Source organism: Streptomyces sp. SAS_272, assembly GCF_052543235.1.
On record NZ_JBMNDR010000044.1, the window covers coordinates 1 to 21802 of the forward strand.

Below are 21802 nucleotides of genomic sequence, written 5' to 3' on the forward strand. Positions count from 1 at the left end.
GCGCCGGCGCGGCAGCGCCTCACCGCCGGACTTCCCGGAGATCGAGACGACGGCCGACCGGCTCGAACTGGGCGGCAGGTTCGGCATGGAGCACGAGGAGTGGCTCCGCCGCCGACGCCACACCCTGTTGCGTGGCTGGCACTGCGACCACGGGGCCCGTATCGACCCGCCGGCCGCGACGATCCTGCGCGCCGAGACCGTGCCGCCCTACGGCGGCGACACGACCTGGTCCAACCTGGCGGCGGCCCACGCCGGACTCTCCGCGCCGGTACGGGAGTTCGTGGCCGGGCTGCGCGCCGAGCACCGGCTCGGCGTCGGCTACCAGCCCCGCCCCGGCGACGACGCCTACGTCCGCCACCTCCTCGACCACCAGGTCGCCTCCGTGCACCCCCTGGTACGCGTTCACCCGGAGACAGGCGAGCGCGTGCTGTACGTCAACGGCTACTACCTCGAGCAGATCACCGACCTCTCCCGCGCGGAGAGCCGGGCGATCCTGGACATGCTGCTGGAGGAGGCGACCCGCCCCGAGTACACGGTCCGCTTCCGCTGGGAGCCGGGCAGCGTGGCCTATTGGGACAACCGCGCCACCATCCATCTCGCGCCGAGCGACAACGCGCATCTGCGCTTCCCGCGCACCATGCACCGGGTGATGCTCACCGGCGAGGTCCCCGTCGGGGTGGACGGCCGACCGTCCGAGGCGGTGACGGGAACCGAGCCGGGCCGCTGGTGAGGCTGTTCAGACTCCGGCGCCGGGCCGCCACCCGAGCGCCGGACCGAGCTTCGTCGCCATGTCGGTCAGGATCTGCACGTAGTCCTCGTGCCCGAAGGCGAACGGCAGGGCGAAGGCCACCTCGTCGATCTCGCGGAACGCGGCGTGGGCGTGCAGGCGTTCGGCGATCTCGTCCGATGTGCCCACCAGGTCCGGGGCGAAGAGCAGTCGGGCCGGTCCCTGCGGGGAGGTCGTACGGGGGAGCCGCTTCGCCGCGAACTCCTCGTACTTCTCCCGCTGTCGAGGTGAGGCGGAGTCGGTGGGGATGACCACGAGCCCCTGCGAGACACGGGCCGCAGCCCCGTCGGGGTGGGCCGCTCGGAAGGCCTGGACGTGGGACAGCTGGATCTCGGCGAAGTCCCGTGCGTCGTCGGGCCCTTCGGCCTTCACCACGCTGCTGGTGAGGAAGTTCATGCCGTGTTCCCCGGCCCACCGCGCCGAACCGAGGCTGCCGCCGCCGTACCACAGACGGCGGCCCAGACCGGGGGACTGCGGCTGCACCCGGTCCGAGAACACCTCGAAGCCCTCCACCCCGCTGAAGTCGGTGGCAGGCTTGCCGCGCACGAAGTCCAGCAGCCGTCGCACCCGCTCGTAGCCGAAGTCCTCCGCGTCCGAGGTGTCGGGGTACAGGGCCTCCCTGACCTGCTCGTAATGCATCGGCGGGCCCACGCTCACACCCGGGTTGAGTCGGCCCGCGGAGAGGAGGTCGACGGTGGCCAGATCCTCCGCGAGCCGCAGCGGGTTCTCCCAGCCCAGCGGGATGACCGCGGTGCCGAGCTCGATACGCCGGGTGCGCTGCGACGCGGCCGCCAGGACGGCGACGGGGGAGGAGATGCCGTACTGCAGGTGCCGGTGACGCACCCACGCACTGTCGAACCCGAGCCGCTCGCCGAGTTCGATGATCTCGAGCGTGGTCTCGTGGCCCCGGCCGGGGTCGTCCCCGTCGAACAGCCCGATGGTCAGGAAGCCCAGCTTGCGCAAGGGGCGAGGGGTCGACGACACGGGGCTCCTCCATGGTCCGACGGCGTGCACGGCCGTACAGCGGTGTGCGCCGATTGTCGCAGGCGGCTCTTCACACCAGCGGGATCGTGACCTCGTCCTCGACCGGCGGGTTCAGTTCCTGGGCGAGGTTGCCGGTGGCCGCGAAACAGCGCAGCCGCACCGACTCCGGTGTGACGTCAAGCCGCAGGAAGCACTTGAAGAACGGTGGGCTGTACGTCACCGAGCTCGGCGAGAACAACTGCGTGTAGATCTTGCGTACCGGCAGCCGGAACCGCCTGCGGCGTTCCGGGCGGCTCCCCGTCCCCAGCAGGCCGGCCAGCAGCCGGATCCGGGGCGTCACCCGGACCTGCGGACCCGGCGCGCGCGTCGGCGGGATGCCCAGGCGTTCCGCGACGACCGCCTGCGCCTCCTCCTCGGTGAGGGCGAAGAAGCGCCGCAGCCTCAGCCGCCGTCCGTAGAGCCTGCTGTAGAACGCCAGGGAGTCGCCGCGCAGCGGATAGCAGCGGAAGTCCTGCTCGGTGACGCCGGCGACGGACACCCGCGGAATGGTGTGCGTGGCGTGCATGAAGGCGCCCCCGCCGCCGGCGACGACGTACTGCAGGGTCCGGCCGTCCGCCAGACGCACGGGATACCGCTGGTAGTTGTGGATGTCACCGCCTATCGCGGCCACGTAGTGGTGCTCCGGCGCGCTCACGATGTCGTCGACGGTGCCGCCCCCTTCGACGGGGCACGGGTGGTGCTCGCCGTCGACGTACAGGGGCGAGCCCGTGACGAGGATCTTCGGCCGCGGACCCCGGGACGCCTCGCGCAGCCACGCGCCCTGTTCGGCGTCGAGGACGCCGAGGAGGCCGGTGTCGATGCCGATGATCCGCACGGGGCCCGCGTCGATCGCCCAGTACGGCCCGGGCTGCACGGCCTGCTGCCCCGGCCCGGACCGCAGCGCGCGGGCCTCGTCGAGCCGCCGGCCGTCGTGCGCGCGCGGCCGGTGCCACAGCAGGGAGCGCAGCCACGCACGGGTCAGGGGACGTGCGGCGGGCTCGGCGGGCAGGGCCGGGGCGTCACCGCAGAAGGCCCGCATGAAACCGCCGAGGTCCTCGTACCAGTCGTGGTTGCCCGGTATCGCGTAAATGGGGGACCGGTAGTCGCGGTACGGGCGGAAGAACTTGGGGCCGTAGTCGTCGGCGCTGCCGACCGGGTAGATGACGTCACTGGCCAGGACGGCGAAGGAGGTGCCCTGACTCGCCCTCAGAAAGCCTGGCACCACGGCGTACTGGGGATCGTCGCCCTCGCCCGTGTCGCCGATGACCATGAAGGAGAAGCGGTCCGCGTCCTCCCTCCTGATCACCTTGTCGGCGGGTGCGCCGGCCGCCGTGCGCTGCGCCACCAGACGACTGCGGGTACGACCCGTGGGATCGCCCAGCCAGGAGGCGAGCACCCCGTTGCGGGCGGCCCACAGGAGCCGGGGGTTCAGCCATGAGATCTTCTCGACCCGGCCCGGCATGAGCTGCCGGTACGCGCCGCGGTCGGCACCGCCCCAGCCGGCGCCTTCGGCGGTATCGCGTGAGGAGTCAGACACCGGTGAACCGTAGCAATGATCCACCGCACGGCGGCAGTCGGGTGACCGGCGACGACGTCGTGCGCGGCGGGCGCGGGCGGCCGTTCACTCACGGCTCCACGACCGGACGGTCGCCGGGCGTTCGGCCGGCTGCGAGGGCGCCCCGGTCCGGGCCGACCGGGCGGGCCGGTTCCACTCGCCGTCGCCCAGCACGAGCAGCGGATCGAACATCACCACCACACCGGCCAGCAGCAGGAAGATCACCGGACCGATGAGCATCGGCAGCAGCAGCGAGGTCGCGGTGTCGCCGGTCCAGGACGCCGTCGTGTCGTGCACGTGGACACTGACCGCGGCCATGGCCGTGTAGTGCATGCCCGACACGGCCAGGCCCATCACCAGACTGGCGCCGAGGCTGGTCAGGAACCCGCGGGTCGTGACGGCGGCCCACAGGGCGGCGGTCGCGGCGGCCACCGCGATCACCACCGAGAGCGCCACGGTGAACGGGGCGTACGAGACGACCCCGTTGAGCTGCATGGCCGCCATGCCCAGATAGTGCATGGCGGCGACCCCGAGGCCGGTGACGGCGCCCGCGAGTGACAGCGCCGCGCGGCCCGCGCCGCGGTAGCCGACGATGAACACTCCGACGCCGACCACCACGACCGCCACGGCGAGGCTGAGGACCGTCAGGCCGACGTGGTAGCCGACCCGGGTCTGCGCCACCTGAAAGCCGATCATGGCGATGAAGTGCATCGTCCAGATGCCGCAGCCGATCGACGCGGCGCCCAGCGCCAGCCATCCGGGCTTGAAGGACGCGGGGTTGAGCAGCGTCCGCACGATGCAGCGCAGCCCCAGGGCCCCGCCCAGGCAGGCCATCACAAAGGCGGCCGCCGGGGTCACCGCCCCGTACCGGAACCCGTCGATGGTGCCTTCCATCGCCAACTCCCCCCAGAGTGACGGACGTTCGTGGAGGAATGTCTACGGGTAAGGCGGCGTGGGCGCAAGCTTTCGCGGCAAGTCGGTTTCGAGCCTGCCGGGGGAGGGCGGCCGCCGTCGACAGCCCGCACGGCCGTCGCGTCGCTCCGGCCCTGAGTGTGCGCGCGTCTTCCCAGTGAACGCACAGGTCGTTCACAGTTCTTCGGGGTCGGGACGCCCTGGGCTGCTCGGGCACCGAGGGATAACCCTCGAAGCGTCCCGCTGTAGCTGACATGCCACTGACAAGCCTGTCATTCTCCTGGCCAACCGCCGCACACCGGCGGCACGTTGCCTTCATCGGCGCACGGTCCCGCACAGCCCAGCGCAGCTCGTCCCGGACAGCACACCCGTCTGTCCGGTCTGTCACCGGCCGTTCCCCACGGCCGCAGCAGTAGGAGAACGAGTGAGACCCAACCCCCGCAAGCGGACCGCGGTCGGAGCGGCCCTGCTCTCCACCGCCGCCCTCCTGGCCGTCGGCGTCTCGACGGTCCCGGCGGCCGCGAAGCCCGCAGCCCCCCACCCCACTCCTGTGCGCACCGGCGGCCTGCCGGCAGACCTGACGCCCGCCCAGCGCGCCACGCTGATCAGGGGGGCCGAGGCGAGGACGACGCAGACAGCCGAGACGCTCGGCCTCGGAGCCCAGGAGAAGCTGGTCGTCAAGGACGTCGTCAAGGACAACGACGGCACCGTGCACACGCGCTACGAGCGTACTTTCGCCGGTCTGCCCGTCCTCGGCGGCGACCTCGTCGTGCACACGCCCCCGGCCTCACTGGCCGTCGGCACGGTGAGCACGACCTTCAACAACAACCGCCGCACCGTCTCCGTCGGGTCCACCACCGCGACGTACAGCAAGGCCGCGGCGCAGGCCAAGGCCCTGACGGCCGCCAAGGCGCTCGACGCGAAGGCCCCGGCGGCACAGAGCGCCCGCAAGGTGGTCTGGGCCGCGGAGGGCACGCCGAAGCTCGCCTGGGAGACCGTGGTCAGCGGCCTCCAGGACGACGGCACCCCGAGCAAGCTGCACGTCGTCACCGACGCCGTCACCGGCGCGAAGCTCGGCCAGTTCGAGGGCGTCGAGACCGGCACCGGCAACAGCCAGTACAGCGGCACGGTCTCCATCGGCACCACGCTGTCCGGTTCGACGTACCAGCTGAACGACACCACGCGCGGCACGCACAAGACGTACAGCCTCAACAACGGCACGTCCGGCACGGGCACCCTGATGACGGACGCCGACGACACCTGGGGCACCGGCTCCGGCTCCAACACGCAGACCGCAGGCGTCGACGCCCACTACGGCGCCCAGGTCACCTGGGACTTCTACAAGAACACCTTCGGGCGCAGCGGCATCAAGAACGACGGCGTCGCCGCCTACTCGCGCGTCCACTACAGCACGGCGTACGTCAACGCCTTCTGGGACGACGACTGCTTCTGCATGACCTACGGCGACGGCACCGGCAGCACCCACGCGCTGACCTCGCTGGACGTGGCGGGCCATGAGATGAGCCACGGCGTCACCTCGAACACGGCCGGACTGAACTACTCCGGCGAGCCCGGCGGCCTCAACGAGGCCACCTCCGACATCTTCGGCACCGGCGTCGAGTTCTACGCCAACAACTCCTCCGACGTGGGCGACTACCTCATCGGCGAGAAGATCGACATCAACGGCGACGGCACGCCGCTGCGGTACATGGACAAGCCCAGCAAGGACGGCGGCTCCGCCGACAGCTGGTACTCCGGCGTCGGCAACCTCGACGTGCACTACTCGTCGGGTCCGGCGAACCACATGTTCTACCTGCTCTCCGAGGGCAGCGGCAGCAAGACGATCAACGGCGTGACCTACAACAGCTCGACCTCGGACGGCGTCGCCGTCGCGGGCATCGGCCGGGCCGCCGCACTGCAGATCTGGTACAAGGCGCTGACGACGTACATGACGTCCAGCACCAACTACGCGGGCGCCCGCACCGCCGCCCTCAACGCGGCTGCGGCGCTGTACGGTTCCAGCTCCACCCAGTACGCCGGGGTGGGCAACGCGTTCGCCGGCATCAACGTCGGCAGCCACATCACGGTCCCGTCGACGGGCGTCACCGTCACCAATCCGGGCAGCCGCACCGCCACGGTCGGCACCGCGGTGAGCCTGCAGATCTCGGCGAGCAGCACCAACAGCGGCTCCCTGACCTACGCGGCGACCGGTCTGCCCGCCGGCCTGTCGATCAACAGCTCGACCGGTCTGATCTCGGGCACGCCGACCACGGCCGGCTCCTCCAGCACCACCGTCACGGTGACCGACTCGACCGGCGCCACCGGCACCGCGTCCTTCACCTGGACGGTCAGCGCCACCGGCGGCGGCTGCACCGCCACGCAGCTGCTGGGCAACGCGGGCTTCGAGTCGGGCAACACCACCTGGACGGCGTCCAGCGGCGTCATCACCACCTCCAGCAGCCAGGCCGCCCGCACGGGTTCCTACAAGGCCTGGCTCGACGGCTACGGCTCGACCCACACCGACACGCTCTCGCAGTCGGTGACGATCCCGAGCGGCTGCACCAACACCACGTTCACCTTCTACCTGCACGTCGACACGGCCGAGACCACCACCAGCTCCCAGTACGACAAGCTGACGGTCACCGCCGGGTCCACCACGCTGGCCACGTACTCCAACCTCAACGCGGCCTCCGGGTACGTGCAGAAGTCCTTCAGCCTCGGGTCCTTCGCGGGCTCCACCGTGACGCTGAAGTTCTCCGGCGTCGAGGACTCCTCGCTGCAGACCAGCTTCGTGGTGGACGACACCGCCGTCACCACCGGCTGATCCGCCCCCGCTGACGACGTCCCGCACACGGGCTCCCTCCGTGTGCGGGACGTCGGCGTGTCCGCTCAGCTCATCGGGTCGAGCGTCAGGTAGGCCTGGCGCGGCGAGCCGTCGTGGACGAGGGACTCCTGCTGCCCGACGTCGTCGAAGGCGAACGCGTACGCCTTCCCGTCGGCCGTCTGCGCATGGATCTTGCGGGCGTAGTGGTTGGTCACCGCGTCCTGGTAGAAGGCGGCCGTCGTGGTGTCCGGCTGGTTGGGGTTCACCAGCAGGGTGGAGCGGTTGAAGCCCGCGCACAGGGTGCGGGAGATCGGTCCGCGCACGGCGTCGTTGGGGGCGTCCAGCAGTCGGTGGCAGCCGAAGATGCTGGCCGCGTCCGGCTTCTGGAAGCTGGTCACGACCGCTCCGGAGGAGTCGGTGAAGTTCAATACCCCGCCCGAGACCCGGCCGAAGTACTTCGTGCCCGGCTGGTCGGCGAACGGGGTGACGGTCAGCGTCGTCGTGGCGTACTTCTGCCAGACGCGGTTGACGTAGTCCGCCATGACGTTCGCGGGGAGGGCGCCGGTCTCCACTCCGTACAGCGGCGAGAGGGCGCGCAGGACCGTGCCGTCGGAGCGGGTCTGGACGAGGTTCGCCCAGCCGCCGGGCTGCCCGCGCAGGGCGTTGAAGAACCCGTTGTAGCCGCCCGCTTTGAGATGTCCGGTGCTGAGCGTGCTGCCGTCGGCCCGCTGCACACCGACCGCGTACGGGGCGGAGAACATGTCGACCTGAGTGCTGTTCAGCCAGAGTCCGGAGTCGTCGAGCGTGTACTCCGACCAGTTGAACAGGATGTTCCGGTTGGGGTCGGCGGGGTTCTGCACGGCCGGCTGGACCAGCCCGCCGGTGGTGAGTCTGAAGTCGAGTTTCCGGCCGTAGGAGAAGTAGATCCGACCGGAGAACCTGGGGATGCGGATCGTGGCGGACTGGCCGGCCGCGGGGCCGGCGATCGACGCGTCGGGGGCCGGGGTCGGGGGCGTGCCCCCGGCGGGCCATGCGTGGAAGCCGCCGCCCGCGTCCGCCCAGCCCTGTCGCCCGCTCGAGAGGAGGGTGCCGAGGTTGTAGACGTAGAGCCGTTCGGCGCGGCCCGAGTTGTTGGTGATCTTCAGAGGAAGGGTGTCGGGGACGGCGGCCCCGGCCGGTGGGCCGAGGGTGAGCAGCGCGCCGACGAGGGCGACGGCTCCCACCAGTCTGAGGGCGATCCTTGTGAGCACTCTCCACCTCCGTGCGGGTAGGCCTGTGGGGTTGGTCCGTACCATGTTGAGAGCGCTCTCAACGTGGCACCGGGTTGTGCCCATGTCAACGATTTCCGCAAAAGAGGACGCCCGCGGCCGGCCCCGGCCACAGGCGTCCCGGTCGATCGGCGGAGCGTCAGAGGGTCCGCTTCAGCAGATCCAGCAGCGCGGCCCAGTGCCGCTCCGAGGCCTCCTCGTCGTACGACGACGTGTCGGCCTGCGTGTACCCGTGCGGGGCTCCGGAGTAGACCTCGCAGGTGTGCCGGACCCCGGCCGCGGTGAGGGCCTCCTCGAAGCGCTCGATCTGCTCGGGCGGCAGACCCGGGTCGTCGTCGGCGTGGCCGAAGTAGACCTCGGCCGTGATGCGCCCGGCGGCCAGATGAGGGCTGTCCGGCGCGTCGGTCACGAGACGGCTGCCGTGGAAACCCGCGGCCGCCGCGACCCGGTCCGGGTGCGCGCCGGCGGTCGCGAGGACGAGCCGGGCGCCCATGCAGTATCCGGTCACCGCGACCGGGCCGTCCGCGACCAGCGCGCTCTGCTCCATCCACCGCAGATACGCCTCGGCGTCCCGGACGATCAACTCCGGGGTGAGGGCCAGCACAAGCGGGTACAGCGTCTCGAAGATCTCCGGCCGCGCGGCGGGGTCGATGAACGCGGGCAATTCCATCACGGGAGCGGGTCCGTGACGGTAGAACAGGTTGGGAACCAGCACCGCGTAGCCGGCTTCGGCCAGCCGGTCGGCCATCGCCCGCAGTTGCGGACGCAGGCCGAACGCGTCCTGGTAGAGCAGGACGCCGGGGCGGGGCACGCCGTCGTCCGGATACGCCAGATAGGCGTCGGCCACGCCGTCCTCGGTGCGGATGTCCAGTGCTGTTCCCTGTACGGAGGTCATGGGGGGCTCCTCAACGCGATGCACGGCGACGAAGGTGCGGTCGGCCCGGTGAGGCCGGGCGCGCCCATCGTTGCACGCGCCATCCATCCGCCTTCGAGGGCCCCGGCGCGGGACCGCTACTCGAACCGGGAGGCGTCGCCCGCCCCGTACCGGACGATCTGGGCCTCGCCCTCGGAGAAGTCGATCACGGTCGTGGGCTCGGTGCCGCACTCGCCGGAGTCGAGCACGCCGTCCACCACGTGGTCGAGCCGGTCCTTGATCTCCCAGCCCTGGGTCATCGGCTCGTCCTCGCCGGGCAGCAGCAGGGTGCTGGACAGCAGGGGGTCACCGAGCTCGGCGAGCAGCGCCTGGGTGACCACGTGGTCGGGGATGCGCACGCCCACCGTCTTCTTCTTCGGATGCTGGAGCATGCGCGGCACCTCCTTCGTCGCCGGGAGGATGAAGGTGTAGCTGCCGGGCGTCGAGGCCTTGATCGCCCGGAACACGTCCTTGTCCACCCGCACGAACTGGCCGAGCTGCGCGAAGTCCTGGCACACGAGGGTGAAGTGGTGCCGGTCGTCCAGATCGCGGATGGCCCGGATCCGGTCGATGCCGTCCTTGCTGCCCAGCCGGCAGCCCAGCGCGTAGCAGGAATCCGTCGGGTACGCGATCAGCGCGTCCGACCGGATGGCGGCCGCGACCTGGGAGATGGTGCGCGGCTGGGGGTTGTCGGGGTGCACGTCGTAGTACTTCGCCATTGGCCGAGCTTATGCCGTCCGCGCGACGGGGGCCCGCGCAGGGCCGCCGCCCCGCCCCGCCCGGTCGTCCCGGCCGGCCGGGAGCCGCGGACTCCGCGGCGGACGCGGACGCCCCGATCCGTGCGGCTCCTCTCCCGCACCGCCCGTCCGGCACCGGTGAGGTAACGTCCCCGACCGATATGACTGGTTCGGCCCGCGCGGGCCCCGAAGGACGAGGAGAGCGCCGACATGGCCGGCCGGGACGACGACAACCTCCGCTCGGGCGCGCCGGACGACGCCGGACCGGGGTGGGCCCAGGCACTCCTCGAGCATCTGCGCCCCACCGGACGCGACGTCCCGAGGCTCGTCGAGTGGCTGTCGGGGACCGTCGAGGCGTCCGTCTCCCTGCGCGACGGCGACGGCGTCCTGGTCGTCGGGCCGCACATCCCCGTCGACGAGGCCCTGGCGGCCGACATCGCCGACGGCCGCCTCGCCTCCGCCGCCTGGGAGGGCGAGGGCCGCTCCGTGCGCCTGATCCGGGTCGGACTCCCGGGGACCGCCCCCGTCGGAGTGCTGACGGTGAGCCGGACGAACCCCTTCGACCGACGCGCCTCCGACATCGTCGCGCACACCGTGAGCGTCCTCGAAGTCCTTCTGCGGACGCAGGAGACCGCGGCGACCGGACACCGTCTGGCCCGCGCCACCGCCGACCTCCGGCTGGCCGTCCTGCAGCTGCTCATGGTCGAGGACGTCGTCGCCGCCCGCCGGGTCGCCGCCGGCCTGTGGCCCCGTCTCCTGGACGCCGACACCGCCTGCGTGTACGTCGTCGAGACCACCCCCGAGGAGCGCGACGGCCTCGCCGCGGCCTGTCTCGCGGCGACCCGCGAGGATGCCCTCGTCGTACGCTGCCCCGCCATGGACGGGCATGTCATCGTCGTCGTCCCGGACGACGCCGCAGGGCCCGACCTGCGCGCGCTGTGCGCCGACCGCCCCGGGGCGTTCCTCGGCGGCAGCGCCCGGCAGAGCCTCGCCCGCACCGCCACCGCCTACGGACAGGCCGTCAGCGCCCTGGCCGTGGCCCGCTTCCGCCCCGGCAGGACGGCCTCCTACGCCGAGCGCACCCGCCCCGAGCGCCTCATGGACCCCGACGTGCTGCGCACCTGGACGACCCGCCTGCTGCGCCCCTTGGACACCCTGCCGCACCACACCCGAGCGGAACTCCTCGCCACCACCCGGCTGGGCCTGGAGTTCACGGCCGTCAACGCGGCGAAGGTGCTCGGCGTCAGCCGCAACACGGTCCGCGCCCGCATGGAGCGCGTCGAGCACCTGCTGCGCGCCGATTTCTCCGACCTCACCGTCCGGGCCGTCGTCCACCTCGCCCTCCACCACCAGTTCGGCATCGCCGAGGACCCGGCGGGCGCCCCGGCGACCCCGGTGCGGCTCGGCGAACTGCTGACCGGGCCCCCGCTGCGCGCCTGGGCGCTGGAGCTGCTGGCCCGCCTCGACTCCGACGGCCGGGATCTGCGCGGCACCCTGCGGTCCTGGATCGCGGCCGGCGGCAACGCCGAGCGGGCCGCCCACCTGCTGGGCGTCCACGCGCAGACGGTCCGCGAGCACGTCCGCAGTGCCGAGCCCGTCCTCGAACGCCAGCTGCTCGTCACGGGCAGCGACCTCTACGAGGTCGTCCTCGCCCATGTCGCGGCCGGTGACCTCGATCAGCCGGACCTGCACGGAAGCGGACACCCGGCGGAATCGGGCCATCCGGACTCATCTGTGCACAGGTGAGTCCTGCGGCCCCGTGAGCGGGCACCGATGCGATTCCCAAGCCGCCCACCGCCCCGTAGTTTCTCAGGAGCCGTGGGGGTACGACCGGCACGGGGGTCCGGTCGCACCCCGCGGCGATGTCAGTCCCGCAGCCGGACCGGGATCTCCTGCCAGCCGCTCGCGATGAACGACGGCACCTGCCGGAGCTCCCCGTCCGCCTCGTGCAGTCGCATCCCGGGGAACCGGTCGAAGAGCGCGGGCAGCGCCGTCAGCGCCTCCATCCGTGCCAGCGGCGAGCCGATGCAGCGGTGCACCCCGATGCCGAAGGCCAGATGGTCGTCCGCGGCGCGCGCCGCGTCGAAAGTCTCCGCGTCCGCCCCGTACCGGACCGGGTCCACGTTGGCCGCCGCGTACGTCGTGATGATGGCGTCCCCGGCCGGGATCGTCACGTCGCCCACCAACAGGTCGCTCACGGCGAACCGCAGCGGCAGCGTCGCGATCGACGGGTACAGCCGCAGCGTCTCGTCCACCACGCCGTCCCAGCCGATCTCGCCCCGTCGCACCGCCGCCAGTTGCTCCGGCCGGCGCAGCAGCGCCACCACCGCGTTGCCGATGAGGTTCACCGTCGTCTCGAAGCCGGCGCCGATGACCAGGAGCAGCGTGTACAGCAGTTCCTCGTCGCTGAGCCGGTCGCCGCCCTCGTCGCGCACCCGGATCAGGTCGGTCGTCATGTCGTCGCCGGGGTGCTCGCTCTTGTGGGCGATGAGCGAGCCCAGCACCGTGCCGATCTGCTCCTGAACGAATGCGGCGTGCTCCGGACTCGGATCGGAGGTGTCCATGATCGCCGCGATGAGCCGTCCGGTGGCGTCCCGCAACTCCTCGGGGACGCCGAAGAGTTCGCAGATGATCCGCATCGGCAGCGGATGCGCGAACTCGGCCCTCAGATCGACGACGGCGCCGTTCCCGGCGCGCTCCTCCAGCGTGTCGAGCAGCTCCGCGGTGATCGCCTCCACCCGCTTCCGCAGCGACTCGGTGCGCCGGTGGGTGAAGCTCGGCGCCACCAGCTTGCGCAGCCGGGCGTGGTCGGCGCCGTACGTGGAGAGCATGTTGACGACGCCGACCCAGCCCAGGATCCAGCCCCACGACGGGTGTTCGCCCAGTTCCGGCCACTGCCGCCAGTGCCGCCGCGGGTCCTTGCTGACCTGCGGGTCCAGGATCAGCGCCTTGAGGGTGTCGTACCCCGTGGGCGCCCACGCGGGGATGCCGCCGGGCAGCTCGACGGGCACGATCGGGCCGAGGGCGCGCAGCCGGGCGCTCTCGGCGTGCACGTCGGCGCCGAACGGGTCGAGGACGATGCGGTCGGTCACGGTCACGAACGGACTCCTGAGGGGTCGGAAGCGGGGGAGCGGGGGCTGAAACGCACGGGCAGTGCCGTCAGCGAGCGGTGGAACGGCCCCGGCCGCCAGGCGAGCCGGTCACGGGCCACGACGGGATCGAGGTCCGGCAGCCACTGGGTGAGCCGTTCGATCGCCTCGGTGACGAGCAGCAGGGTGTGCTGTCTGACCGGGCAGGCGTGCGGTCCGGCCCCCCACGACAGGTGCGAGGCGTCGTGCGGATGCCGCCCGCCGGACGCCGTCCGCTCGTCGGCCGGGGCGCCGTCCGTGCCGTGGGGGAGCCCCAGCGCCCCGTACGACACGACCACAGGCACCGCGTCGCGCAGCCACACCCCGTGGAAGGCCACCGGCTTGCGCGCGTAGTAGATGCCGTAGTTCGCCAGCGGCGTCTCGTGGTGCAGCACCTCCACCACTGCGTCCATCACCGGCCGGGCGCCGCTGGTGAGGGTGGAGTAGTACGCCGGGTTGCCGAGCACCCGGGACAGCGTGTTGGAGAGCAGGTTCGCGGTCGGCTCGTACCCCGCCCCGAGGGTGAGGAACACCTGCCAGGTGACCTCCTCCCGGGTCAGCCCGGCCGGGTGTTCCAGCAGCCGGCTGGGCAGGTCGTCGCCGGGTTTCTCGGCCTTGGCCGCGATGAGCTCCAGCACGTACTGGGCGAACTGCGCCTCGCCCTCGGCGGCCTGCGCGCCGCCCTCCATCATCTTGCCCAGACCTTCGTTGAGCCGGTCGCCCTGGCTGTCCGGCAGCCCGAACAGGTCGTTGAGCACCAGAGCCAGCAGCGGGCGCGCGAAGTCCGCGACGAGATCGGCCTCGCCGTGCGGGCCCATGCGCTCGGCCAGCAGCCGCACCGCCCGGTGCACCCGTCCACGCAGGTCGTGCGGTTCCACCAGGTCGAAGACGTCGATGAGAGTGGTCCGGTAGCGCAGATGCGCCGGGCCGTCGGCGAACAGGGCGTTGGGCCGCCACCGCATCATGCCCAGCACGGGCGCGTCGTCGGGGACGGTCGCCTCCCACGCCCGCGGGTCGTGCGAGAACGTCTCCTGGTCGTGCAGGACGTCCAGCGCCGCCCGCCGGTCGGTGACCACGTAGGCCGGAATCCCCGGCGCCAACTCGGCCCAGCCGACGGGGCCTTGGGCGCGGAGCGCGGCGTAGTAGCGCTGCGGGTCCGGCGCGAAGCCGTCCTCCCACAGCCGCACGGGCACGGAGCGGGCGAAGTCGATCCGGTCCGGGGTACGGGCGGTCACCGGGCCTCCACGGGGTCACGGCCGATCAGATGGTCCACGAGCGCGAGCAGCGCGTCGATCGAGGAGCCGGCGTCCCGGGCGTCGCAGGTGACCAGCGGGGTCGAGGGCTCCAGGTCCAGCGCCCGGCGCAGCCGCTCCTCACCGTGGTGACGGGGCGCGTCCGGGAAGGCGTTGAAGGCGACCGCGTACGGCAGCCCGCTCTCCTCCACCAGCCCCAGCACGTCGAACGAGGCGTCGAGCCGGCGGCTGTCGACGAGGACGAGCGCCCCCAGCGCGCCGTAGGCGATGTCGTCCCACAGGCTCCGGAAGCGTTCCTGCCCGGGCGTGCCGAACAGGTACAGCACGACGTCGCCGGGCAGGCTGATCCGGCCGAAGTCGATGGCGACGGTGGTCGTCGCCTTCTCCCGCACCCCGTCCAGGTCGTCCACCTGCGAGGACGCCTCGGAGAGGGGCTCCTCGGTGTGCAGCGGGCGGATCTCGGAGACCGAGTCGATCAGGGTCGTCTTGCCCACCCCGAACGGCCCCGCCACCAGGATCTTCACCAGGTCGCGGGCGGTGTCGGGGAGATGGACGGCGCCGGGTCCGCCGGCGCTAGGCGCGGTGTTTGAGGGCGCGGAGGCCATCGGCCACTCTCTTCAGCAGGTCGGGGTCGAACCGTTCCGCGGGCGGGATCGGCGCACGGGCGAGGACCAGGTCCCGGTCGACGAGACCGGCGGCCAGCACCCGCACCGCGGAGAACGGCAGTCTGAGCAGCGCCGCCGCCTCCACCACGGCCAGGGAACCGTCCTCCAGGATGTCCAGCAGGGCGAGTTCGGCGGCGTGGAGCCCGGCGGGCAGCGGTGCGTCGGTACGGGCGAGCACCGACAGCCGCTCCAGGTGGGGACGGCTGGGCCGGGCGACACCGCCGGTCGACAGATACGCGGGAACCAGAGGACGGCCGCCCGGGCGTCCGGTCATGCCGGCGGGTTGTCGTCGGCTCCTCGGGACGCGGCTGTCATCGCCTTCTCGCCCAGTCGGGCCACCTGGGAGTGCACCCGGTGCGCCAGCAGGTCCAGCCGCACCTCGCCGTCGCCGTAGGCGGCCACACAGGTGCCGTGGTCGGTCGGCACGATCAGCACGTATCCGTGGTCCGACTCGATGACGATCTGCCGTACGTCGGCCGTCTCACGGTCGGCGAACGCGGCCGCCGCGGTCCGGCAGGCGCCCTGCACAGTGCTGGTGATGGCGGCCACCCGCTCGGCCGACGGCTGGGAGAGGGCGTCGGTGTATCCGGTCACGAGCCCGTCCCGGGTCAGCATGACGGCGGCCACCACGTGCGGCACCTGCAGGACCGGTTCCAGCACCCATGCCGTGTCGCCCGTGTTGCGGCTGGTCATCGGGCCGCTCCCCCTTCGTCGTCGGTGTGGTCGGTGTGGTCGGTGTGGTCGGTGTCGTCGGTGTGGTCGGCGGGCGTGTCCCGCGCGGCGGCGCGGGCCGCCGCAGTGCCGGACTGCAGTGCGCCGAGTGCGGCGGCGGCCTCCTCCGGGCTGCGCGCCGGACGACGCCCAGGAGCCCGGTCCGACGTCCGCTCCGGCGTCGGCGCCGGCGTCGGAGCCGCGGACCGGGTGCGGCGTCTGCGCTGCGGCAGGCCGTCGTCCACGTCCTGCGGCTCGTGGTGTCCCGGCGCCGGCTCCCGTTCCGGTACGCCGGTCTCGGCGCCGTACGCGTGGGAGCGGCCGGGAGGGTCGGGGAGGGCCTTGCGCGCGGTGCGTGTCGTGCGCGGGGCGCTCGCGGCCGGCGGCCGCTCGGCCGGGTCGAGGTGGCTGAGGAGGTGGGTGTCGACCCGCAGCACCGCCCGCACACCGCCGTACGGGGAGGCCGAGGAGACGTCCACGCCCAGGTCGAACTGGCGGGTCAGCCGGCCGATCGCGGCCAGTCCCATGCGGGGCGGGTCGCCGAGTTCGGTCAGCAGGATGGGCTCGTCGCCTGCCACCAGCCGCTGGGCGCGCTCGCGTTCGTCCCGGGTCATGCCGAGGCCCGCGTCGTCCACGGTGACGCACACACCGTGGTGCACATGCTGCAGACCGACCACGACGTCGGTGTCCGGAGCGGAGTGCCGGAGAGCGTTGTCGAGCAGCTCGGCGACGATGATGGCGACCGGTTCGACGGCGTGCGAGACCAGGGCGGTGCCGGGCTCGAGGTGGTTGTGGACCTGGACCCGGTGATAGCCGGCGAGCCGGGCCTGGCCGCCGGTCACCGCGTCCACCAGGTGGGACTCCTCGCGGGCCAGCCCGACCCAGGCCCCACACACCACGGCGGTGACCTGCGCGCGCCGCAGCGACTGCTCGTTCTCGTGGTCGAGCCGGAACAGGGTCTGTGCCAACTCCGGTTCGTCATAGCGCTGTTGCAGTCCGCGCAAGGCGTCCTGCAGCCGGTACAGGGCCGCCTGGATCTCCCGGACGGCTCCGCGCATCCCGGCCTGCGCCGCGGCGTCGACGGATGTGCGCTGGGCGGCTGTCTCGGCCTGCAGCGCCAGCACCACGTTCTCCAGGGCGATGCCCAGCGGGGTGCCGGCGGTGAGCGGTTGGAGAGGGCCGGGATCGGCGACGTGCGGATGGGCGACCCGGCGGGCGGCGGCGGGCACGCGCCGGGTCGCCAGGTGCTCCACCTCCGCCGTGAACGCCTTGAGAGAGCCGTCGAGTCGGGTGCGCAGCGCGGCGATCTCCGCCCGCTGCCGGGCCTGGTTCCGTCGCGCGCGCAGCAGCCCGCCGGCCAGGGCGAGCGCGGACAGCGTGCCGGCGGTCAGGCCGCCGGTCACCAGGTCCGGCAATTCGATCATCGATTCGGTCCAGAGGGGTCGGGCGTCGTCGGTTGCGGGGCGGGCGCGCGTTCGGTGCTCGAACGTGCACTCGCAGCACAGTACACACCGTCCTTGATCGATCCTGCACCGTCGAGCGAGACTTCGCACCCAAAGCGCCCGGCTTCTGTTCGCTTCTGCGTCGACTGTCGGAATTGCCGTACGCAGTAATGGAGTTGGCCCTCGTTCCGCGGTCGTCCGGCGGTCGTGCAGTGGTGCAGCGGTACCGTGGTGCTGCCGCGGGACGGGTGCGGGGCCGGATGCGGGCGGGATTTCGTGCGGACCGTCGAGCGCGGCTGCGCTCACCCGCTCCGGTGAGCGCACCAGGCGCACGACACTCGGAGGCCGGCCCCCGATCAGCCGCGTCGACAACGCCGCGGGTCGATACGGCTAGGGCCCGCACACCGGTCTCAGCACGGCCAGTGTGCCGTTGGCCTGACGCAGCGCCAGTTCCAGGGTGGCCGGCGCGTGCAGCGCACCGCTCCCGTCCGGCGGGACCAACCACTCCAGGAACCGGGCGGCCCGGTACGGCGGGGGCACCGCGACCCAGGAGCCCCGGCCGGCGTGCCGCAGTCCGGCCCCGATCCAGCGGCTGCCGGGGTCGGGGGGCAGGAAGAAGCCGACGCGGTGGGCTGCGGTGTCCACGAGCGTGGGCCCCGGTGTGGGTCGCGAGGCCTGCCACAGCAGGTCCAGGGTGAGCAGCCCCAGCCGGTCGGGGACGCTCAGCACGTCCCAGTATCGGCCCGCTTCGAGCAGCGTGATGCCGTCGCCCTGGTCCCATTCCCGCTTGCACGACCGCGGATCCGTCGCGGCGGCGGCGAGCCACTCCACGCCGCGCATCCACATCGCATCGATCATGTCGGCATCGCATCGCTCATGTCGGCTCCGTGTGACTCCACCGGCGACCGCATGCCGCCCGGCATATGCATGCTTGTAGATATTTCTACGTGGCGGAAGGGGTGGCGGACCGTGGCGTTTCGGTGTGTTTCGTTCGAGCTCCGCGCCGCTGTTCGGTTCGGGGCTCCGGGCTGTCAGGTCCGTCCGGCGCCGCCCTGCGGCACGGGCAGCCCCGCTCGGCCGTGGGGCACCGGCAGCGGCTGCTCGGACTGGCGCAGCTCGGCCAGCAACTCGTTCTGCCCGGCGAGGAGTTCGGTGAGGATGCGGCGTGCGGCCCGCAGCAGTTCGGCCACGTCGCCGCCCGCCAGCGCGTAGCTGACCGTCGAGCCCTCCCGGATCGACACGACGATCCCCGACCGGCGCAGAACCGCCAGTTGCTGGGAGAGGCTGGAGGGCTCGATCTCGATCTCGGCGAGCAGGTCCCGCACGGCGACGGGTCCGTTCTGCAGCAGTTCGAGGACCCTGATCCGCACGGGGTGTCCGAGCATGCGGAAGAACTCGGCCTTCGCCTGGTAGAGGGGAACCTGCATGGTCGCTCGCTCCCTGCCGTGTTCGGTGGGGTGGATCTCGAGGGCGCGGCGGCCGCCCGGCTGTCCGTGCGCCGCCGCGCGCGACGTGCCGCGCCTCGATCCTGGTGGTTGCGGGCTCCGCACACCCGTGTGATGCGCTGATCTGGATGTGTCGAGATGAAGACATCTTCAATTCGAGGGTGTGCGAAGCCGCGGCCGTCCGCCCGTGAGGTCCGGGTGTCCGGCCGACTAGACCTCGAGCTCGGCCTCGATCCGCTTGAGCTGGTGGCGGGCCATCGCCAGGTTGGACCGTTCGCGGTCCAGCACCAGGTACATGAACAAGCCACTGCCGCCACGGCCCTTGAGCAGCCGGATGAGGTGGTACTGGTTCGCAAGGGTGATCAGGACGTCCTCGATCTCGCCCTTGAGCCCCAGGTGATCCATGGTGCGCACCTTGGCGCGGATCACGTCGGTGTTCCCGGCCGCGGCGACGGTCAGGTCGAGATCCTTGCCTCCGCCGAGCGTGCCGAGTGCCATGCCGCTGGTGTAGTCCACGACGGCGACCCCCAATGCCCCCTCGATCGCCGTCATCGTCTCCTTCATCGAGATCTCCACGTTCGCCATGGCGCTTCTCCTGCCGGTTGCGCGGGTCCGGACTCCTCCGGCTCCCCTGGTGCACCGACCGTACGAAGGTCGTCCTCCTACCGGGTGACATGCTCCGGGACTGGCTCAAGTGGCTTCGCAACGCGAAGGTCTCTGTACGCAATTGACTGCGAGAGCAAGGCAATTGAACGGTTGCGCGGTGAGCGGTGGGAACGTGTTCTCGACGCCGGTCGAAGGCCGATCGAAGGCCGATCGAAGGCCGAACGAAGATCGATCGCGGCGGCGGCCGGGGCTCGGTGCCCGGACTGCTCCGCCCGGAGGGTGGCGCGCTCGCCCGCCCGGGTGCAGGATGTACCTCCATTGACAGGAATCCTGTCGATCGGATGATGCCGATCGCCGATTCCGCACCGCGAGAACGGGACCGACCATGCCGCTCAGCCCCCGCATCCAGGCCAGGGCCGTCCAACTGCTGCTCGGCGGGGTGATGTCCCGCGTGCACAAGGATCTGCGCTTCTCCGACGTGCCCGGGAGCACGCAGACGCTCCGGGTGGAGACCGGCGCCGGGCCGGTGGACTGCACCGTCTACCGGCCACCGGTCGTCGCCGGCCCGCCGGCCCCGGTGTACGTCAACTTCCACGGCGGCGGCTTCGTCGTGGCGCGGGCGGAGCAGGACGACCATCTGTGCCGCTGCATAGCCGCCACGGCCGGCTGCGTCGTGATCAACGTGGACTACGCCGTCGCCCCGCAGCGGCCGTACCCCGCCGCCGTCATCCAGGCCTACGACGTGACCGCGTGGGTCGCCGAGAACGGCGAGGCGCACGGCTGGGACGGGTCCCGGCTGGCCGTCGGAGGCCACAGCGCGGGCGCCAACCTGACCGCCGCGGTGTGCCGCACGGCCCGGGACCGCGGCGCCTTCTCACCGCGCCTGCAGATCATCGACTCCGCGCCGCTCGACATGGTGACCGACCCGGCGGCCAAGACGGCCCGCACGGACAAGCCGCTGCTCACGCCGTGGCTCATGCGCGCTTTCACCGGCGCCTATGTGCCCGATCCGGCCGATCGCGCCGACCCGCTCGTCTCGCCGGGCCTGGCCGACGACCTCGCCGGGCTGCCGCCCGCCCTGGTCGTCGTCGCGGAGAACGACCGCCTCCGCGACGAGGGCGACGCCTACGCCAAGGCTCTGGAGGCCGCGGGGGTGCCCGTCACCCACCGCGTGTTCGCGGACGTCGACCACTACTTCACCCACACGGGCCCCGTGCCGGCGGCGAAGGAGGCCATCGCGCTGATGGCCGCCACGCTGCGCTCGGCGCTGGCCGCCGGTTGACGCGACCGCGGCTCGTCCGGCCGCCGATGAACGCCGGCCGGTCAGCGGGCGGGGCTTCGCCGGGTGGACGGGGCCGCGGTGGAGGCGCGGACGACCAGGTCGACCGGCGGGTCGCTCGCCGGCAGGGGCGGAGCGTCAGGGTTCTCGATGACGTGCACGAGACGCTTGAGGCCCTCCTGCGCCACGGCGTCGAACCGCTGCGGCACCGTGGTGAGGGGAGGCGTCACGAACCCGGCGACCGGGATGTCGTCGAAGCCGACGACGCTGATGTCCTGGGGCACCCGGAGGCCCGCCTCCGTCAGCGCGCGGATCAGGCCGATCGCCATGTCGTCGTTGGCGGCGAACACCGCGGTGACGTCACGGTCCGCGGCGAGCGCACGACCCGCCGCGTACCCGGACGCGGCGGACCAGTCGCCCTCGACCACCGGCGGCACGGTTCTGCCGTGCGCCGTCAGTGCCGTCCGCCAGCCCTCCAGCCGGTCCCGCGCCGCGTACCAGCGTTGCGGCCCTGCGAGATGATGGACCGTCGCATGCCCCAGTGCCAGCAGGTGCTCGGTGGCGACCCGGGCCATCCGGTCGGCGTGGTGGCCCGCGGTCAGCACCCTGGGGGCGACGACGGGCGACGGTGCGCTGAGCACCAGCACGGGCACGTCGACGCGGAGGCGGTCGTCGCCGTCGGCCTCCTTGCGGCGCCGCTCGTCCCCCGCGCTCGGCTGCTCCTTCCGGTCCCGCGTGTCCCCGCCGCCCCGCTCGTCGATCGGTTCGGAGATGACGATGCCGTCCACACCCTGGTCGAGGAGCGAGCCGACCGCCCCTGCGACGCCCGCGGGATCGCCTTCCACCGTGTTGACCACACGGAGCGCGTATCCGGTGTCCCTGACGGCCCGCTCGACGCCCATGAGCAGGGAGGCGGGACCGTAGAGGGCGGTGCCCAGCGTCACCACGCCGATGGCCCGGGTCCGTCCGGAGGCCAGCGCCCGGGCGGCGTTGTTGCGCCGGTAGCCGAGCTCTTCGGCGGCTTGGAGGACGCGTCGGCGAACCTCCGCGGAGACGTACTGCTCGTCGTTGAAAACCCGTGACACCGTCTTCTGGGAGACGCCGGCGAGGCGGGCCACGTCGACGCTCCGCGGCGTCGCGGAGGCTGCGCCTCGTCCCGTCGCCCGCTGCATGGTGTCCCCCTGTGGCCTTGGATGCGAACCGATGATGCCAGACCCGGGGCGCCGGCCGGCAGCGAGGCCCACCAGGTGCGCG

General features: G+C 72.2%; 20 protein-coding genes. 4 read left to right on the forward strand and 16 right to left on the reverse strand.

Features of this window, described 5'->3' with window-relative positions; translation table 11 throughout:
* On the forward strand, positions 1-730 hold a 730-nt coding region (locus ACN6LD_RS23785), incomplete at its 5' end, for a TauD/TfdA dioxygenase family protein (protein WP_445044198.1).
* A gap of 6 nt (positions 731-736) precedes the next feature.
* Here the strand turns inward: ACN6LD_RS23785 and ACN6LD_RS23790 are convergent.
* The 3 genes from ACN6LD_RS23790 to ACN6LD_RS23800 form a co-directional block, all read right to left on the reverse strand.
* On the reverse strand, positions 737-1771 hold the full coding sequence (locus ACN6LD_RS23790; RefSeq protein ID WP_319189538.1) for an LLM class flavin-dependent oxidoreductase: 1035 nt from the start codon (positions 1769-1771) through the stop codon (positions 737-739).
* Positions 1772-1841: 70 nt separating this feature from the next.
* Positions 1842-3347: a metallophosphoesterase family protein gene (locus tag ACN6LD_RS23795; protein ID WP_445044199.1), complete on the reverse strand. Its 1506-nt coding sequence runs from the start codon at positions 3345-3347 to the stop codon at positions 1842-1844.
* Between the two features lie 84 nt (positions 3348-3431).
* Positions 3432-4259, reverse strand: coding sequence for an MHYT domain-containing protein (locus tag ACN6LD_RS23800; protein ID WP_445044200.1), 828 nt, complete (start codon positions 4257-4259; stop codon positions 3432-3434).
* A gap of 442 nt (positions 4260-4701) precedes the next feature.
* Here ACN6LD_RS23800 and ACN6LD_RS23805 point away from each other — a divergent pair, with 442 nt between their 5' ends.
* A complete protein-coding gene (locus tag ACN6LD_RS23805; protein ID WP_319189543.1) occupies positions 4702-7101 on the forward strand; it encodes a M4 family metallopeptidase in 2400 nt (799 codons plus the stop codon).
* A 65-nt stretch (positions 7102-7166) separates the two neighbouring features.
* On the opposite strand, the gene ACN6LD_RS23810 is transcribed toward ACN6LD_RS23805, so the two are convergent.
* From ACN6LD_RS23810 to ACN6LD_RS23820, 3 genes are all read right to left on the reverse strand, one after another.
* Positions 7167-8396, reverse strand: coding sequence for a glycoside hydrolase family 64 protein (locus ACN6LD_RS23810; RefSeq protein WP_415924861.1), 1230 nt, complete (start codon positions 8394-8396; stop codon positions 7167-7169).
* 112 nt (positions 8397-8508) lie between these two features.
* On the reverse strand, positions 8509-9264 hold the full coding sequence (locus tag ACN6LD_RS23815; protein WP_319189547.1) for a dienelactone hydrolase family protein: 756 nt from the start codon (positions 9262-9264) through the stop codon (positions 8509-8511).
* 116 nt (positions 9265-9380) lie between these two features.
* Entirely contained in the window at positions 9381-10001 is a 621-nt protein-coding gene (locus ACN6LD_RS23820) for an L-threonylcarbamoyladenylate synthase (protein ID WP_319189548.1), read from the reverse strand.
* 228 nt (positions 10002-10229) lie between these two features.
* Here ACN6LD_RS23820 and ACN6LD_RS23825 point away from each other — a divergent pair, with 228 nt between their 5' ends.
* On the forward strand, positions 10230-11765 hold the full coding sequence (locus ACN6LD_RS23825; protein WP_445044201.1) for a helix-turn-helix domain-containing protein: 1536 nt from the start codon (positions 10230-10232) through the stop codon (positions 11763-11765).
* A 119-nt stretch (positions 11766-11884) separates the two neighbouring features.
* Here ACN6LD_RS23825 and ACN6LD_RS23830 read toward each other — a convergent pair whose 3' ends face one another.
* The 9 genes from ACN6LD_RS23830 to ACN6LD_RS23870 form a co-directional block, all read right to left on the reverse strand.
* Positions 11885-13117: a cytochrome P450 family protein gene (locus tag ACN6LD_RS23830; RefSeq protein ID WP_445044202.1), complete on the reverse strand. Its 1233-nt coding sequence runs from the start codon at positions 13115-13117 to the stop codon at positions 11885-11887.
* Complete coding sequence (locus tag ACN6LD_RS23835) at positions 13114-14382, reverse strand: cytochrome P450 (RefSeq protein ID WP_445044203.1); 1269 nt, start codon at positions 14380-14382, stop codon at positions 13114-13116. The genes ACN6LD_RS23830 and ACN6LD_RS23835 overlap by 4 nt, the downstream gene beginning before the upstream one ends.
* Positions 14379-15005 (reverse strand): GTP-binding protein, encoded by a 627-nt coding sequence (locus ACN6LD_RS23840; RefSeq protein WP_445044204.1) that lies wholly within the window; start codon positions 15003-15005, stop codon positions 14379-14381. The genes ACN6LD_RS23835 and ACN6LD_RS23840 overlap by 4 nt, the downstream gene beginning before the upstream one ends.
* Positions 14974-15339, reverse strand: coding sequence for a DUF742 domain-containing protein (locus ACN6LD_RS23845; protein WP_319189557.1), 366 nt, complete (start codon positions 15337-15339; stop codon positions 14974-14976). The genes ACN6LD_RS23840 and ACN6LD_RS23845 overlap by 32 nt, the downstream gene beginning before the upstream one ends.
* A complete protein-coding gene (locus ACN6LD_RS23850; RefSeq protein WP_319189559.1) occupies positions 15336-15758 on the reverse strand; it encodes a roadblock/LC7 domain-containing protein in 423 nt (140 codons plus the stop codon). Before ACN6LD_RS23850 ends, ACN6LD_RS23845 begins: the two co-directional genes overlap by 4 nt.
* Entirely contained in the window at positions 15755-17200 is a 1446-nt protein-coding gene (locus tag ACN6LD_RS23855) for an ATP-binding protein (protein WP_445044205.1), read from the reverse strand. Before ACN6LD_RS23855 ends, ACN6LD_RS23850 begins: the two co-directional genes overlap by 4 nt.
* Positions 17201-17608: 408 nt before the next feature.
* On the reverse strand, positions 17609-18076 hold the full coding sequence (locus ACN6LD_RS23860) for a hypothetical protein (RefSeq protein ID WP_319189561.1): 468 nt from the start codon (positions 18074-18076) through the stop codon (positions 17609-17611).
* Positions 18077-18249: 173 nt separating this feature from the next.
* Entirely contained in the window at positions 18250-18645 is a 396-nt protein-coding gene (locus ACN6LD_RS23865) for an ArsR/SmtB family transcription factor (protein WP_319189563.1), read from the reverse strand.
* A gap of 228 nt (positions 18646-18873) precedes the next feature.
* Entirely contained in the window at positions 18874-19248 is a 375-nt protein-coding gene (locus tag ACN6LD_RS23870; protein WP_057581147.1) for a hypothetical protein, read from the reverse strand.
* Positions 19249-19654: 406 nt separating this feature from the next.
* On the opposite strand from ACN6LD_RS23870, the gene ACN6LD_RS23875 reads away from it, so the two are divergent.
* A complete protein-coding gene (locus tag ACN6LD_RS23875) occupies positions 19655-20551 on the forward strand; it encodes an alpha/beta hydrolase (protein WP_319189565.1) in 897 nt (298 codons plus the stop codon).
* Positions 20552-20592: 41 nt separating this feature from the next.
* Here ACN6LD_RS23875 and ACN6LD_RS23880 read toward each other — a convergent pair whose 3' ends face one another.
* Positions 20593-21720, reverse strand: coding sequence for a LacI family DNA-binding transcriptional regulator (locus ACN6LD_RS23880; RefSeq protein ID WP_445044206.1), 1128 nt, complete (start codon positions 21718-21720; stop codon positions 20593-20595).
* Between the last annotated feature and the right edge of the window lie 82 nt (positions 21721-21802).

Bases quoted from the DNA above. Each gene is read 5' to 3' on its own strand.
- ACN6LD_RS23825 (WP_445044201.1), top strand. From the start codon at position 10,230: ATGGCCGGCCGGGACGACGACAACCTCCGCTCGGGCGCGCCGGACGAC.
- ACN6LD_RS23875 (WP_319189565.1), top strand. From the start codon at position 19,655: ATGCCGCTCAGCCCCCGCATCCAGGCCAGGGCCGTCCAACTGCTGCTC.
- ACN6LD_RS23865 (WP_319189563.1), bottom strand. From the start codon at position 18,645: ATGCAGGTTCCCCTCTACCAGGCGAAGGCCGAGTTCTTCCGCATGCTC.
- ACN6LD_RS23880 (WP_445044206.1), bottom strand. From the start codon at position 21,720: ATGCAGCGGGCGACGGGACGAGGCGCAGCCTCCGCGACGCCGCGGAGC.
- ACN6LD_RS23840 (WP_445044204.1), bottom strand. From the start codon at position 15,005: ATGGCCTCCGCGCCCTCAAACACCGCGCCTAGCGCCGGCGGACCCGGC.
- ACN6LD_RS23850 (WP_319189559.1), bottom strand. From the start codon at position 15,758: ATGACCAGCCGCAACACGGGCGACACGGCATGGGTGCTGGAACCGGTC.
- ACN6LD_RS23845 (WP_319189557.1), bottom strand. From the start codon at position 15,339: ATGACCGGACGCCCGGGCGGCCGTCCTCTGGTTCCCGCGTATCTGTCG.
- ACN6LD_RS23800 (WP_445044200.1), bottom strand. From the start codon at position 4,259: ATGGAAGGCACCATCGACGGGTTCCGGTACGGGGCGGTGACCCCGGCG.
- ACN6LD_RS23810 (WP_415924861.1), bottom strand. From the start codon at position 8,396: ATGGTACGGACCAACCCCACAGGCCTACCCGCACGGAGGTGGAGAGTG.
- ACN6LD_RS23860 (WP_319189561.1), bottom strand. From the start codon at position 18,076: ATGATCGATGCGATGTGGATGCGCGGCGTGGAGTGGCTCGCCGCCGCC.
- ACN6LD_RS23870 (WP_057581147.1), bottom strand. From the start codon at position 19,248: ATGGCGAACGTGGAGATCTCGATGAAGGAGACGATGACGGCGATCGAG.
- ACN6LD_RS23820 (WP_319189548.1), bottom strand. From the start codon at position 10,001: ATGGCGAAGTACTACGACGTGCACCCCGACAACCCCCAGCCGCGCACC.
- ACN6LD_RS23855 (WP_445044205.1), bottom strand. From the start codon at position 17,200: ATGATCGAATTGCCGGACCTGGTGACCGGCGGCCTGACCGCCGGCACG.
- ACN6LD_RS23815 (WP_319189547.1), bottom strand. From the start codon at position 9,264: ATGACCTCCGTACAGGGAACAGCACTGGACATCCGCACCGAGGACGGC.